The sequence below is a fragment of the Streptomyces avidinii genome (assembly GCF_045161815.1).
GTDB classification, from domain to species: Bacteria; Actinomycetota; Actinomycetes; order Streptomycetales; family Streptomycetaceae; genus Streptomyces; species Streptomyces avidinii.
In genome coordinates this window covers 8,734,674-8,749,098 of the sequence record NZ_CP108863.1, presented here as the reverse complement: position 1 = coordinate 8,749,098, position 14,425 = coordinate 8,734,674, and the positions used below count along the sequence as shown (strand labels likewise).

14 protein-coding genes are annotated in these 14,425 nt (G+C 71.5%); 7 read left to right on the top strand and 7 right to left on the bottom strand.

Annotated elements, in window-relative coordinates; genetic code table 11:
• Positions 1 to 225 precede the first annotated feature (225 nt).
• The 4 genes from OG373_RS39840 to OG373_RS39825 all read left to right on the top strand — a co-directional run bounded on the left by OG373_RS39840 (position 226) and on the right by OG373_RS39825 (position 5,570).
• Positions 226 to 1,908, top strand: a complete 1,683-nt coding sequence (locus OG373_RS39840) for a glycoside hydrolase family 13 protein (protein WP_405443790.1) — start codon at positions 226 to 228, stop codon at positions 1,906 to 1,908.
• Between the two features lie 74 nt (positions 1,909 to 1,982).
• Entirely contained in the window at positions 1,983 to 3,317 is a 1,335-nt protein-coding gene (locus OG373_RS39835) for an ABC transporter substrate-binding protein (protein ID WP_405443788.1), read from the top strand.
• Between the two features lie 22 nt (positions 3,318 to 3,339).
• Entirely contained in the window at positions 3,340 to 4,686 is a 1,347-nt protein-coding gene (locus OG373_RS39830; protein WP_405444370.1) for an ABC transporter permease subunit, read from the top strand.
• Positions 4,683 to 5,570 (top strand): carbohydrate ABC transporter permease, encoded by an 888-nt coding sequence (locus OG373_RS39825; protein ID WP_405443786.1) that lies wholly within the window; start codon positions 4,683 to 4,685, stop codon positions 5,568 to 5,570. The genes OG373_RS39830 and OG373_RS39825 overlap by 4 nt, the downstream gene beginning before the upstream one ends.
• Before the next feature lie 146 nt (positions 5,571 to 5,716).
• Here OG373_RS39825 and OG373_RS39820 read toward each other — a convergent pair whose 3' ends face one another.
• The 7 genes from OG373_RS39820 to OG373_RS39790 all read right to left on the bottom strand — a co-directional run bounded on the left by OG373_RS39820 (position 5,717) and on the right by OG373_RS39790 (position 11,781).
• Positions 5,717 to 6,835, bottom strand: coding sequence for an LLM class flavin-dependent oxidoreductase (locus OG373_RS39820; RefSeq protein WP_405443785.1), 1,119 nt, complete (start codon positions 6,833 to 6,835; stop codon positions 5,717 to 5,719).
• Positions 6,836 to 6,846: 11 nt separating this feature from the next.
• Complete coding sequence (locus OG373_RS39815; RefSeq protein WP_405443783.1) at positions 6,847 to 7,893, bottom strand: LLM class flavin-dependent oxidoreductase; 1,047 nt, start codon at positions 7,891 to 7,893, stop codon at positions 6,847 to 6,849.
• Positions 7,890 to 9,269 (bottom strand): NtaA/DmoA family FMN-dependent monooxygenase, encoded by a 1,380-nt coding sequence (locus OG373_RS39810; protein ID WP_405443781.1) that lies wholly within the window; start codon positions 9,267 to 9,269, stop codon positions 7,890 to 7,892. Before OG373_RS39810 ends, OG373_RS39815 begins: the two co-directional genes overlap by 4 nt.
• A 26-nt stretch (positions 9,270 to 9,295) precedes the next feature.
• Positions 9,296 to 10,507, bottom strand: a complete 1,212-nt coding sequence (locus OG373_RS39805) for an LLM class flavin-dependent oxidoreductase (RefSeq protein WP_405443779.1) — start codon at positions 10,505 to 10,507, stop codon at positions 9,296 to 9,298.
• A gap of 163 nt (positions 10,508 to 10,670) precedes the next feature.
• Entirely contained in the window at positions 10,671 to 10,826 is a 156-nt protein-coding gene (locus OG373_RS39800; RefSeq protein WP_405443778.1) for a hypothetical protein, read from the bottom strand.
• A 90-nt stretch (positions 10,827 to 10,916) separates the two neighbouring features.
• Positions 10,917 to 11,474, bottom strand: a complete 558-nt coding sequence (locus OG373_RS39795; protein ID WP_405443777.1) for a winged helix-turn-helix domain-containing protein — start codon at positions 11,472 to 11,474, stop codon at positions 10,917 to 10,919.
• A gap of 223 nt (positions 11,475 to 11,697) precedes the next feature.
• Positions 11,698 to 11,781 carry a putative leader peptide gene (locus OG373_RS39790; RefSeq protein WP_351157052.1) on the bottom strand — a complete coding sequence of 28 codons (84 nt, stop codon included), beginning with the start codon at positions 11,779 to 11,781 and terminating at the stop codon, positions 11,698 to 11,700.
• A 462-nt stretch (positions 11,782 to 12,243) separates the two neighbouring features.
• Here OG373_RS39790 and OG373_RS39785 point away from each other — a divergent pair, with 462 nt between their 5' ends.
• From OG373_RS39785 to OG373_RS39775, 3 genes are all read left to right on the top strand, one after another.
• Complete coding sequence (locus OG373_RS39785; RefSeq protein WP_405443775.1) at positions 12,244 to 13,446, top strand: acyl-CoA dehydrogenase; 1,203 nt, start codon at positions 12,244 to 12,246, stop codon at positions 13,444 to 13,446.
• 129 nt (positions 13,447 to 13,575) lie between these two features.
• The gene (locus tag OG373_RS39780) at positions 13,576 to 14,034 is read left to right on the top strand and encodes an RrF2 family transcriptional regulator (RefSeq protein ID WP_405443774.1); all 459 of its coding nucleotides are present in this window, start codon (positions 13,576 to 13,578) and stop codon (positions 14,032 to 14,034) included.
• An 88-nt stretch (positions 14,035 to 14,122) separates the two neighbouring features.
• Positions 14,123 to 14,266 (top strand): putative leader peptide, encoded by a 144-nt coding sequence (locus OG373_RS39775; RefSeq protein WP_405443773.1) that lies wholly within the window; start codon positions 14,123 to 14,125, stop codon positions 14,264 to 14,266.
• Positions 14,267 to 14,425 lie beyond the last annotated feature (159 nt).

Here is a 14,425-nt window from a genome sequence, read left to right as displayed (position 1 = left end):
GCGCACTCCGCCGTCCCTCCTTTCCGTACTGCCTCAAGGGTCTCTACTTACATGTTAAGTAGAGACCCTTCGTCGTGCATGTGGGCTTTTCCGTACAAACCACCCCAGCTTTCCACTGTTTCTGGACACATCGTTGACACCTTCCAGTCGCTGCTACTTAACATGCATGCATAACAGCGCACCGATCCGGAGCGCTCTCGCATTCAGCAGACAGGTCGACGCGAGATGCTCAGCACCCTTCCGGCCGACACCGGCCATCCCTCCCGCACCGCCGCCGCACCCGCCCCCTGGTGGCGTGACGCGGTGATCTACCAGGTCTACGTCCGCAGCTTCCTCGACAGCACCGGGGACGGCATCGGCGATCTGGCCGGCGTCCGGGCCGGCCTCCCGTACCTGCGCAAGCTCGGTGTCGACGGCATCTGGCTCAGCCCGTTCTACCCGTCGCCGCAGCACGACCACGGCTACGACGTGGCCGACTACTGCGGTGTCGACCCCGTCTACGGCGACCTCGCCGAGTTCGACCGCTTGGTGGCCGACGCCCGCCGCCTCGGGCTCAGGCTGCTGCTCGACATCGTCCCCAACCACTGCTCCAGCGAGCACCCGTGGTTCCGGGACGCGCTCGCCTCGGAGCCCGGAAGCCCGGCACGCTCCCGCTTCCACTTCGCGCCCGGCCGCGGCGCGGACGGGGCCGAGCCGCCCAACAACTGGCGCGCCATGTTCGGCGGCCCCGCCTGGAGCCGGATCACCGAGCCCGACGGCACCCCCGGAGAGTGGTACCTGCACCTCTTCACGCCGGAGCAGCCCGACCTGAACTGGCGCGACCCCGCCGTCGGCGACGACTTCGAGCAGGTGCTGCGCTTCTGGCTGGACCGCGGGGTCGACGGCTTCCGCATCGATGTCGCCGCCGGACTGTTCAAGCACCCCGCGCTGCCCGACTCGGACGATCCCGGAGCCGACGAGCGGGCCCGCGACGCCGTCAACCAGCTGGCCTGGAACCAGCCCGAGGTCCACGACGTGTGGCGGCGCTGGCGCGCGGTCTGCGAGGAGTACACCGCCCGGGACGGCCACGAGCGGCTGCTGGTCGGCGAGGTGTCCGTACCCACCGCCCGCGAGCACGCCGAGTACGTCCGCCCCGACGAACTGCACCAGGCGTTCTTCTTCGACCTGCTCAGCGCGCCCTGGGACGCCGACGCCTTCCGCGCGACGATCACCGAGGCGATACGCGACATCGCCGGTACCGGCTCCACGGTCACGTGGGTCCTCAACAACCACGACCAGGTCCGCACGGTGACCCGCTACGCGGGCGAGCCCGGAGTCGAAGGCAGTGGACTGGGCGCCGCCCGCGCCCGCGCCGCGGCCCTGCTGATGCTCGCGCTGCCCGGCGCCGCCTACGTCTACCAGGGCGAGGAACTGGGCCTGCCCGAGGTCCTCGACCTGCCCGACGAGGTGCTCACCGACCCGATCTTCCTCCGCACGGGCAGCCGCAAGCACGTCCGGGACGGCTGCCGCGTACCACTCCCCTGGTCCGGGCACGCGTCACCGTTCGGGTTCACCCAGGACGCCGGCGGCGCCAAGCCGTGGCTGCCGCAGCCCGAGTGGTTCGCCGAGCACGCCACCGACCGTGCGCTGGCCGACACCCGTTCCTTCTGGCACCTCTACCGCGACGGCCTCCAGCTGCGGCGCACCCTGCCGCAACTCGGTGACGGCGCCCTGCGCTGGCTGGACGCGCCACCGCAGGTACTGGCCGTCGTCCGGGGTGACGGCCTGGTCTGCGCGGTGAACTTCGGCTCGGAGCCGGTGCCCGCGCCGGTCCCCGGTACGCCGCTGCTCGCCAGCGGCCCGTGCCCCGACGGCGTACTCCCCGCGGCGACCGCCGCCTGGTGGACCGCCGAATGCCCGGCCCCCTGACCTCACCTTCCCGCTCCCCCTCCGCACCCCCGTCCTTCCTCTCCGCGCGCAACCCCTCGACCCAAGGACCTCTCATGCGACGAACCAGCACGACGACCCGGCGGACCGCGGCCACCGCATCGGCCGCCCTCGCTCTCGCCCTCGGTGCCACGGCCTGCGGCGGCGGCACCACCGGACCCGCCGGCGGCGGTGAACTGAGCGGTCAGACCGTGACCGTGGCAGGCGTCTGGACCGGCAGCGAGCAGCAGAACTTCAAGAAGGTGCTGGACGCCTTCACCGAGAAGACCGGCGCCAAGACGGTCTTCGTGCCCTCCGGCGACAACGTCTCCACCTTCGTCGGAAGCAAGATCGAAGGCGGCAACGCACCCGACGTGGTGATGGTTCCCCAGGTGGGCGTGCTCCAGCAGTTCGCCAAGGAGGGCTGGCTGCTCCCGCTGTCCGAGCAGACCGCCCGGAGCGCCGGATCCACCCTCGCCCCGGTGTGGCGCAACTACGGCACCGTCGACGGCGCGTACTACGGCCTCTACTTCAAGGCCGCCCACAAGTCCACCGTCTGGTACGCCCCCGAGGCCTTCGCCCAGGCCGGGGTCAACGAGCCCAAGAGCTACACCGACATGCTGAAGGCCGGCCGCACCCTCGCCGACTCCGGCCGCCCCGCCTTCGCCATAGCCGGCGAGGACGGCTGGACCCTGACCGACTGGTTCGAGAACATCTACCTCTCCCAGGCCGGGCCGGAGAAGTACGACCAGCTCGCCCAGCACCGGATCAAGTGGACCGACGAGAGCGTCGTCAAGGCGCTCACCACCCTCGGAGACCTGTTCAAGGACAAGCAACTCGTCGCCGGCGGTGCCCAGACGGCTCTCGGGACCGACTTCCCCACGTCCGTCGCGCAGGTCTTCGGCCCCGAGCCCAAGGCGGGCATGGTCTACGAGGGGGACTTCGTCGGCGGTGTCGCCAAGGACCAGTTCGGCAGGAAGCTCGGGACGGACGCCAAGTTCTTCCCGTTCCCCGCGGTCGACGGGGGCAAGGCTCCGGTCGTCAGCGGCGGCGACGCGGCCGTCGTCCTCAAGGACGGGAAGAACAGCAAGGCCGGAATGAAGCTGGTCGAGTACCTGTCCGGCGCCGAGGCCGCCGAGGTCTGGGCGCGCGCGGGCGGCTTCCTGTCCCCGAACAAGGAGGTCGGCATCGCCGCGTACGGGGACGAGATCACCCGCGGCACCGCCGACTCGCTCATCGCGGCGGGCGACTCCATCCGGTTCGACATGTCGGACCAGGCCCCCGCCGCGTTCGGCGGTACGAAGGGCGCGGGCGAGTGGAAGCTCCTCCAGGACTTCCTGCGCGACCCGTCGGACCCGCAGGGCACGGCCGTGAAGCTCGAGGCGGAGGCCGCCAAGGCCTACGGGAACTGAGGCGGCCCCCATGGCTGACACCATGACCGCCCGCGACCTCGCCCGCGCCGGCGCCGCCCGGGCTCCGGCCGACGGCCGGCGCCTGGCCCGGCGAAGGAAGCGCCGCCTCGCGGTGGTCTTCGTCCTGCCGGCCCTGCTGCTGCTCGGCGCGCTGGTCGTCTACCCGGTCCTCTTCTCCTTCGGCCGCAGCCTCTTCGACGCCGATGGCGACCGGTTCGTAGGAGCCGGGAACTACGTCGCGATCGTGCAGGACCCGGCCACGCTGAAGGCGATCCGCAACAGCGCCATCTGGGTCGTGGTGGCCCCGACCCTGCTGACCGGGCTCGGGCTGATGCTCGCCGTGCTCACCGAGAAGGTGCGCTGGGCGACCGCGTTCAAGCTGGTGCTGTTCCTCCCGATGGCCGTGTCGTTCCTCGCCGCGGGCATCATCTTCCGGCTCGCCTACGAACAGGACCCGGACCGGGGCGTGCTCAACGCCGCCGTCGTCGGCGTCCACGACAGCTTCGGGGACGCTGCCGCGTATCCGACGGCCCGGGCCCGGGAGGGCCAGGGCCTGACGGGCAGCGCGGGCGGCCCGTACAGCACCGAGAAGACCCTGCACCCCGGCCGCTCGGTCAGTCTCGGCCTCATCGGGGTGGCACCCGACGCGGTACCCGCCGGAGCCGAGGCCGCGGCTGCCGCGGCGCCCGCCACGGACGGGATCGGGGGCGTCGTCTACCTCGACTTCGCCCCCGGTGGCGCCGGAGTCCCGGGCCGCGTCGACGCCGGCGAGAACGGGCTGCCCGGCATGACCGTCGAGGCCGTACGGGACGGCCGGGTGGCCGCCACCACCGTCTCGGCCGACGACGGGTCCTTCCTCCTCACGGGGCTCGCCGACGGCGAGTACACCGTCAGGCTGCCCGCGGCCAACTTCGCGGCCCCGTACCAGGGGGTGAACTGGCTCGGTCCGGCGCTGGTCACACCGGCCATCATCGGCGCCTACCTGTGGGTGTGGACCGGCTTCGCGATGGTCCTGATCGGCGCCGGCCTCGCGGCCATCCCCCGGGACGCGCTGGAGGCCGCGCGTATGGACGGGGCCTCGGAGGGCCAGATCTTCCGCAAGATCACCGTGCCCCTGCTGTCGCCGGTGCTCACCGTCGTCTTCGTGACCCTGGTGATCAACGTGATGAAGGTCTTCGACCTCGTCTACATCATCGCTCCGGGACCGGTCCAGGAAGAGGCGAACGTGCTGGCCACCCGCATGTGGCTGGTGTCCTTCGGCGGCGGCAACGACCAGGGGCTCGGCAGCGCGCTCAGCGTGGTGCTCCTCCTGCTGGTCGTCCCGGCGATGGTCTTCAACATCCGGCGCTTCCGAAGGAGTGGAGCATGAGCGTCCGCACCACCTCAGGGCGCCGGCGGCAGGGGCACCGGCACGGGCACCTGTTGTCGCGCCTGCTGAGCAACTCCCTCGTCCAGGGCGCACTGATCCTGGTCGCCCTCGTATGGATCACCCCACTGGCGGGTCTGCTCCTGTCCTCCCTGCGCTCCGAGGGGGACAACGCCTCCGACGGCTGGTGGACGGCCCTCACCGACCCGTCCCAGCTGTCCCTGGACAACTACGGCGCCCTCCTCGAGGACTCCGGTATCGCGGCGGCCTTCGGGAACACCGTCCTGATCTCCGTGCCCACGACCGCCCTGGTGGTCGCCATCGCGGCGCTGGCCGGATACGCCTTCGCATGGCTGGAGTTCCCCGGCCGGGACGCCGTCTTCCTGGTGGTCGTCGGACTGCTCGTCGTACCCGTGCAGATCGGGCTGCTGCCCGTGGCCAAACTCTTCGGCACGGTCGGCCTGTTCGGAACGGTGGCGGGCGTCGTGATCTTCCACGTCGCCTACGGCCTGCCGTTCGCGATCTTCCTGCTGCGCAACTATTTCGCGGAGATACCGCAGGAGATGCTGGAGGCCGCCCGGATGGACGGCGGCAGCGAGTGGCGCATCTTCACCCGGCTGGTGCTGCCGCTCGGCCGGCCGGCCCTCGCGAGCCTGGCCATCTTCCAGTTCCTCTGGGTCTGGAACGACATGCTCGTGGCACTGCTCTTCGCGGACAGCGGGTCCCAGCCCCTCACCGTCGCCCTGCAGTCCCAGATGCGGCAGTTCGGCAGCAACATCGGTGTCCTCGCTCCGGGGGCGTTCCTGTCGCTGGTGGTCCCGCTCATCGTGTTCTTCGTCTTCCAGCGGCACTTCGTCCAGGGGGTGATGGCGGGCTCGGTGAAATAGCCGCCGCCTCTGCGCACGAGGGGGCGCGGGCCCCTGCTGCCGGTCCTGCGACCGGCAGCAGGGGCCTGCCTGCACCGCAGCGTCCGCCCGTCCGTCCGTCCGGCCATCAGTCCCCCGTCCCTCCGTTCTCAACAGGGCGAACGGGGTCAGCCTGAGCGGCGCTGCCACTCCTCGGCGAGCAGCCGGTAGGAGCGGACCCGGTCGGTGTGGTCGTGCGTGATAGTGGTGATGAGCAACTCATCGGCCCCCGTTGCCTCCTGGAGTCGGTCCAGATGGTCGGCGACGGTTCGTGGGGAGCCGACGAACTGGGTTTCCACCCGGTCGGCGACGAGCTTCCGGTCCGCGTCGGTCCAGGGCAGGGCGCGTGATTCGGCAGGGGTGGGGAAGGCGATGGCGCCTTCGGCCGTTCGGATGCTGCGCACCCAGGGTGCGTACCCGGTGGCCAGTTCGCGGGCGGTCGCGTCGTCCTCGGCGACGACGACATCGGCGGACACCGTCAGGTACGGCCGGTCCAGTTCGGCGGAAGGTTTGAAGGCGGCCCGGTAGCCCTCGGCCGCCTCCAGTACCGAGGCCGGGCTGACGTGGTAATTGGCCGCGAACCGGAGCCCATTGCGGCCCGCGGTCTCGGCGCTGACCCCGCCGCTGCTGCCCAGGATCCATACCTGTACGTCGGCCCCCTCGCCGGGGACTGCGTGGGCCTCGACCCCCTCCGGGGAGCGGTACTCGCCCCGCAGCAGCGCGAGTACGTCGTCGACCTGCTCGGCGTAGTCCTGCGGACGGGCTCCGGGCAGGTTCAGCAGCTTCTGCTGGAGGGCGACCCGCGGATGGCCCAGGAGGTGGGCGAAGGAGAAGGGTTCCGGGATCCGCAGCCCGTTCGGGGTGTACCCCTCGAACGGAGGGAACGGCGAGGTCCGCTGTGGCGGCCGGCCGGCCGAGCGGCCCAGCCCGAGGTCCAGACGGCCGGGGTGGAGCGCGTCGATCAGGCCGAACTCCTCGACCGTGGACAGCGCGGTGCGGTGCCCGAGTTGGACGGCGCCGGAGCCGAGGCGGATGGCCGTGGTCGCGGAGGCGGTCAGGGCGAGCACGACCGCCGGGGAGGTTCCGGCGACGCCCGGGTTGAGGTGGTGCTCGGCGAACCAGTAACGGGTGTAGCCGAACGCCTCCGTCTGCCGGGCGAGGTCGATGCTGTGGTGCAGGGCCTCGGCGGCGGTGGAGCCGGACGACACGGGGACGAGGTCGAGGACCCCGAGAGGTATGCCGGGCATGGCCTGGCTCCTTAGTGGTCGGGGAAGGCAGGGTCGGGGATCTCGCGGCGCAGCACCGGGGCGATCTGCGACTGGAAGAGTTCGAGGGAGGCGCGGTGCTCCGCCGGGGTGAGCCCGCCAGGCTCCGCCTGGAGGTGCAGGACCGTGTGGCCGAAGGCCTCGTGGTAGCGGTGGACCTTCTCGATCACCTGCTGGGGACTGCCGATCAGTGCCGAGCTGCGCTCGACGAAGTCCTCCAGCGTCGGGAAGACGGGATCCATACCCTGCTGCTCATGGGCGGCGAGGTACCGGGCGAACGCGGGCCGGTACGCCGCCACCGCCTGCTGCGAGGTGGGGGCCGCGTGGTAGCCGGCCGTACCCGCGCCGACGACGGCATGCGCCGGATCGTGCCCGTAGTGTTCCCAGCGCTCCCGGTAGTGGCGGATCAGTGCGGCGTACGGGCCGATCGGATGGGTGACGTTCGCCGAGAAGAGCGGGTCTCCGTAGCGCGCGGCGAGTTCGACGGACTCCCTGCTGGTCGCACTTCCGTGCCAGACCCGCAGGGCCGGCTGGAAGGGTCTCGGCAGCACCTCGGCGCCGGCCAGTGAGGGGCGGAAGCGCGGCTCGGCGCTCACCTTGTCCTCGCGCCAGATGCGCCGGAACAGCTCGTAGCCCTCGGCGTTGCGCTCCCACTGGTCCTCGGGGGTGACGTGGAAGAGCTCGCGCTGGGCCGTGCCGTTGCCCTTGCCGATCATCAGCTCCAGGCGGCCGTCGGAGAGGTGGTCGAGCGTCGCGTAGTCCTCGTACGCCCGCACCGGGTCCAGCAGGCTCAGGGTGGTCACGGCGGTGAACAGCCGGATCCGGCGGGTCAGCGCGGCGATGTGGCCGAGCACCACGGGCGGCGAGGACGACAGGAACGGCCGCTCGTGGCGCTCGCCGACCCCGAAGCCGTCGAAGCCGAGCTCCTCCGCGAGCAACGCGGCGGCGACCACCTCGCGGAACCGCTCACGTGTGGGTGTCGGGGCGCCCGTCACCGGGTCCGCGGAGTCCGTGATCAGGGTGATGGCCAGGAACTTCACGAGGCCACGGCCCGCTTGCCGGAAGCCGGCTGCGGCGCTGCGAGGCCGAGGTGGTCGCGCAGGGTGGTGCCGGCGTACTCGGTACGGAAGACGCCCCGTTCCTGGAGCAGCGGGACGACGGTGTCGGCGAAGTCGTCCAGGCCGCCCGGGGTGATGTGGGGGACGAGGATGAATCCGTCGGCCGCGTCCGCCTGCACCAGTGTGTCGATCTGCTCGGCGACGGTGGCGGCCGAGCCGACGAAGGTCTGGTCGGCGGTGGTGGCGATGACCAGCTCGCGGATCGAGAGGTTCTTGGCCTCGGCCAGGGTGCGCCACTGCCGGGCGGTTTCGAGCGGGTCGCGGAACTGGCGGACGCTGGCCCGTCCGAGGGCGACGGTGTTCTCGCCGGTCGCGGGGTCGATGTCGGGCAGCGGACCGTCCGGGTCGTAGGCGGACAGGTCACGGTTCCAGACGTGCTCCAGGTACTTGATCGCGGTCTGCCCGCTGACCTGGAGGCGGCGTACCTCGTGGGCGATCTCGTGCGCGTCGGCGTCGGTGTCGCCGAGGACGAAGGTGGCCGCGGGCAGGATCTTCAACTCGTCGTGCGTGCGGCCGTACTTGGCGAGCCGGCCCTTGACGTCCGCGTAGAACGCCCGCCCCGCGTCGAGGGTCCCGTCCCGGCCGAAGATCGCGTCGGCGGAGGAGGCGGCGAACTCCCGGCCCTCGTCGGAGTCGCCCGCCTGGAAGATCACCGGCCGGCCCTGCGGGCTGCGCGGCACGTTGAAGCGGCCCTCGATGTCGAAATGCCGCCCGTGGTGGGCGAAGGCTCCCGTCGGCCCGTCCCCGAGGAAGGCGCCCGCATCTCGGTCGGCGAGGATCTCGGTGCCGTCCCAGGAGTCGAAGAGCTCGGTGGCGGTGGCCAGGAACTCCTGGGCGCGGGAGTAGCGGTCCTCGCGCGGCAGGAATCCGCCGCGGCGGAAGTTCTCGCCGGTGAAGGCGTCCCAGGAGGTGACCACGTTCCACGCGGCGCGGCCCTCCGAGAGGTGGTCGAGCGTGGCGAACTGGCGGGCCACCTCGTAGGGTTCGTTGAAGGTGGAGTTGATCGTGCCGGTCAGGCCGAGGCGCTCGGTGACGGCGGCCAGGGCGGCGAGCACGGTGAAGGTGTCGGGCCGGCCGACCACGTCCAGGTCGTATATGTGCCCGCCCTGTTCGCGCAGCCGCAGGCCCTCGGCGAGGAAGAGGAAGTCGAATTTCGCGCGTTCGGCGGTCCGCGCGAAGTGGACGAACGAATCGAAGTCGATGTGACTGCCGGCGGCCGGGTCGCTCCACACAGTGGTGTTGTTGACGCCCGGGAAGTGGGCCGCGAGATGGATCTGCTTGAGCGGTTTGCTGCTCATGGTGCGTCCTTCCGGATGGTCCGGGGTCAGGCGGCGGGGTGGGCGGTGTAGCGGTTGGCCGGGCGGTCCAGCCCGAGCAGGCCGCGCAGGGTGCCGGCCTCGTACGCCCGGCGGAAGGCCCCGCGCCGCTGGAGCTCCGGCACCAGCCCCCGGGTGATCGCGGGCAGGTCCTGGGCGATCACGCCCGGCCGCAGCAGGAAGCCCGACAGGCCCGCCTCCCGCCGCTCCAGGAGCAGGTCCGCCAGCTGTCCGGGACTCCCGGTGAAGACCGTGCCCCGGCCGCCGTACGGGAGTCCCGCGAGCGCGTCGAGGCGCTCCAGGCGGGCGGCGGCCGCCGGGGCGTCCGCGTCCAGGAACACCGTGAGGTCCCCGAAGAGGTGCAGCGGGTCCGCCGCGGGCCCGGTCGTCCCCCGGGCCCGCCGGATCGCCGCGACGGCGGCCCGCGTACCGTCCGCGTCGTGCGCGGCCACGTACCCGATGTCCGTGGACCGGGCGACGAGCGCGTACGAGGCCTCGCCGTCGCCGGACGCGCCGACCACGGGCTGTCCCTGCGGCGGGCGCGGGGTGATCGACGGCCCCCGGACGCTGAAGTGACGGCCCTCGAAGTCGATGTAGTGCAGCTTGTCGCGGTCGACGAACCGGCCGGTGGCCACATCCCGGATCTCCGCGTCGTCCTGCCAGCTGTCCCACAGTCGCCGGACCACCTCGATATGGTCGGCGGCCTCCGCGTGGAGCTCCGCGTCGTCGAGCGGGCCGGTGCGCCGCCCGAAGTGCCGTGCCTCGTGGGAGAGTCCGGACACCTGGATCCACAGGCCGGCGCGGCCGCGGCTCACGTGGTCGAGGGTGGCGATCGCCTTGGAGATGTGGAAGGGCTCGGTATGGGTGGCCGTCACGGCCGGGACCAGTCCGATGTGCCGGGTCAGAGGTGCGACGCGGGCGGCGGTGAGCACCGCGTCCAGCCGCCCCCGGACCCGGTCGGTGCGTCCGTCGGGCCCGTCCGCCGAGGACGACTGCAGGACGAGGGCGTCCTCGAAGGTGACGAAGTCGAGCAGTCCGGCTTCGGCCTCGGCCACGGCGTCGGCCCAGTACCGGGCCGTGAGGAGCTCACCGGGCCGGGCACCCGGCTCGCGCCAGGCGGCCGGGTGCCGCCCCGCGCCGTCGAGCGCGACGGCGAGGTGCAGCGGATCGGAAGATCCTGATGCGATGGTGAATGCAGGTTCGGGCGGGGTTGAGGACACGTCGAATTACGCCTTCCTGATCGGCCGCGCGAAAAGGAGGCCGATACACGTCGCCGAATATGAGGACGTTATGAGAGGTCGGGCGGGCGGGGAGAGCACGCCCGTCGCCCATATCCCTTCGAGACGCTACGCCCGATAGCGGTGCCATACAATGACCTGAATATTAAGAGAAGTTGGCAGCGGTGTTGCCGGGTACGCGGACGGTCATGAAGGACGGGCGGCGGCGCAGGGTGAAGCCGATCGACTCGCACAGCTCGACGGTGCGGGGCAGGAACGGGCCGGGCTTCCTGAGCCCGATGTCCGGAGAAGCGTGCGGCAATTTCATCCGCCGTACACACAAAGCCTTCCGGTGAAATGAAACGGCCTTTGCGGTGACGGCAGAAGCAGAATCCGCGGCCGTCCCCGTGGGCTACTGGTGGTGGGGAACGAACTTGTAGCCGACGCTGCGCACGGTGGAAATGCGGCCCCGGTAGGTGGGACCGAGCTTGCGGCGCAGGCGGGCCACGTGGACATCGACCGTGCGGCCGTCGCCGATGTTCCCGTAACCCCAGATGGCCGAGATGAGGGCATCACGCGTGTGGACCGTGCCCGGATGGGACACCAGATGGGCCAGGAGTTCGAACTCCAGGTAGGTGAGATCCAGTTCACGCCCGTCGACCTCGACCAGCCGGCGCGCGTGGTCCACCCGGATCGCGTCGTCGAGCCGGACGGGGTCGGGGTGCGGTGCCGGTGCCGGTGCCGGCACCGGCTCACGGGCCGGAAGCGTCCCGGGGTCGGCGGAGCGGATCTCCGGACGTATGCCGTGCGCTTCCATGAGCGCCACGGGGTCGACGTCCGCCGCCAGGTACACGAGATATCCGACGCGGCCGCCATGGGTCACGAAGGCGCCGGGCGGACGGTCACCGACCAGTTGGAGGCGCGGGGCCGAGGAACGACGGATGGCGGGTGCGGGAACGGCAGTGGTCACGGTGAGCCCCTTCGGCTGCGCGGATCGAGGTACGGATACCGGGTGTTCGAGCACGACAGGGCTTGGGGTTTCCGTGACGGAGTCGACCGCGAGGGTCGGCCCGGCACGCGCCGGTCGGACCCGCACGGCTCGAAGGGCCGGAGGCACGGAAGGCGCGGCGCACGGAAGGAAGCGGCAGCCGGATCACCGGCGCGCTTCGAGAAAACGCCCTGTCGCAGAAGCCCTAAACGGGTCGGCAGACGGCGCTGGCTACGCGACGGAAGTCAACGTGCCTGCGGCGTACGAGCAACGGCTGCGACGGGGACATGACGACATCGTGAAGTGCGCGGCGGGCATGCGTCAATACTTCCCTACTGATTCCATAGGAAATATCCGGGCGAGGGGGCCCGGCCTGCCCCTGACCTGCATCGTCTCGCATCTCAAGAACCAACTGTCCATCATTCGGTCGTGCTCTTGTCGGGAAGGTCGCTTGGCGCGAGTATCCCTATCAATCCGATGGGAAAGGTGGGGAATCGGTGAAGCGGATCCGGCCGGGACGCTGATGTGCTCGGCACCCGCCGGGCTCGGGCCGGAACACCGCCACCGCCCGAGCGGCATCCGGACCGGCGCGGCGAAACGGTCAGGCATCCCTCCCACCTCTCCCAGCAACCGGCCGAAGCCACCGACAACGCCCCGGAGTAGCCGACATGACCACCGCCATCCCCCATGGCACCGCTGTCCGTCCAGCCCCCGCGCCACACAGCGGTACCGGGTGCTGCCGGTGACGCCCATGCGGACGACGCCCGGCCCCTCCGGCCTCGGATCCGCCGACGAGCGGCGGCGCGCGCTCCTGCGTACCGCCCGTGATGTGGCGGACGACCTCGCCGCGGACGCCATCGTCCGCGATCAGGCGGGCAGACCGCCGTTCGACGAGGCGGCCCGGCTGCGCGAGGCCGGCCTGCCGGCGGCCCTCACCCCGCCCGGACCCGGCCGCGGAGTGGACTGGGGTACCGGATGCGCCGTCGTACGGGAGATCGCCGCGGCCGACAGCTCTGTCGGCGACGTCCTCGCCCGCCACTACGCACACGCCTGGAGCGGACGCTTCTACGCGAGTCACGAACACGCGACCGCCCTCGAGGAGGAGTCCGTGCGCGAGCAGTGGCTGTGGACCGGATCGGTCGGCACTCCCGCACCCCACGGGGTCTCCGTGGGACCGGACCTCACACTGAGGCCGCGCGCCACCGGCTACCTGCTGGACGGGCGCCGGTCCGTGGACACGGCGGTGGCGGCGGCCGACCAGATCGTGGTCGACGCCGTCTGCGCCGCGACCGGTGACGTCCTGGTCGTACGGATCCCACCCGGCGCACAGGGCGTGAGCCTCGAACCGGCCCACGACCGCCTCGGGCAGCGGGTCGCCGGCGCGGGCGAGGTCGTCCTGAACAGGGTCACCATCACTCCGGGGCACGTGCTGGGGCGCCGACCGCACGACGAGGAGTCGACAGCGCCGTTCACGGCGCTCGCCGAGCCGGCGCTCCGGCTCGCCCTGTGCCACGTCGGCCTCGGCATCACCGAGGGCGCCCTCACCGAAGCACGCGATCTCAGCAGGGGCGGCCGCGCACACCGGCTGCCCGGTGAGGATCCGGACCTCTTCCTGACGTACGGGGAACTCGCCTCTGCCGCCCAGACGGCCACCGCCGTGGTCGACCGGGCGACGGAGGTGATGGCCCGGGCCCTCGCCGCGGGTGCGCAGCTCGATGCCGAGGTACCGGCGGGCGTCGCCGCCCTGGTCGCCACGGCCGAGACCGTGATGTCGAGGGCCGCCCTGCACATCACAGCCCGGGTGCTGGAGCTCGCCGACGCCCCCGGCCTGGACCGGTTCTGGCGCAACGCCCGGGTCCTGACAGCCCACCGACCGGTCGCACACCGCCTGCGCTCCATCGGCGAGCACTACCTCAACGGCTCCCACCACCCGGTGGCGGCAGCCTTCCTCTGACCGACGGGGCACCGCTCGGGCCGCGGATCCGCGGCCCGAGCCCTCCGCCCGCCGGGCGAGGCCACCCGCCCGGCAGCCCGCGGCCACCTGCGGCCGACGCCGGCCGAATCCATGCCGGATAATGTCCCTATGCGGATCTCAGCCAGGGCGGACTATGCGGTACGTGCCGCGCTGCAGCTCGCCGCGTCACAGGATGACGGGCCGGTGAAGGCCGAAGCCATCGCCGACGCCCAGGACATCCCGCACAAGTTCCTCGAGGGCATCCTGAACGACATGCGCCGTGGCGGTCTCGTGCTCAGTCAGCGCGGCGGCAACGGCGGCTACCGGCTGGCCAGGCCCGCCGAGTCCATCAGCATCGCGGATGTCATCCGCGTCGTGGACGGACCGCTCGTCTCGGTGCGCGGAGTCCGCCCGCCCGACCTGTCCTACACCGGCCCCGCCGAGTCACTGCTCCCCCTGTGGATCGCGCTGCGGGCCAACGTGCGCGAGATCCTCGACGGCGTGTCCCTCGCCGACGTCGCGTCCTGCGACCTGCCCCCCGATGTCTCGGCGCTGGCCGATACCCCCGGGGCCTGGACCAATCCCTAACCTCCCCCACCTGCGCGTTCTCACATAGCGAGAGCCAAGAGTCCACCATGCGGTCACCCTCTTGGGGCGGGTGTCCACCTCTGCCAAGATGCCTACCAACCAGGTGGGAAAACTAGGATTCAGGGAGGTGGCCGTGCGAACACCGCATCACGCAGGCCGGATTCCGCCTCTGACCTCCCGCCGGCACATCGACCTGGTCCGCACGTCCAGCGCCATCTGTCAGCCCTGCTGACAGCCTTCGCCGGGCCCGGCTCCGCGTAGTGCGCCACCGGGCGCCGTCCCGGTCCGCTCTCCGGCGGACGGTCGGGTCCCTCGGCCGACCTCACCGACCGCGTGCCTTCGAACGCGGGCGTCCGACACCTCTCCGTAGCTCGGCCTGCGACCGCGATCC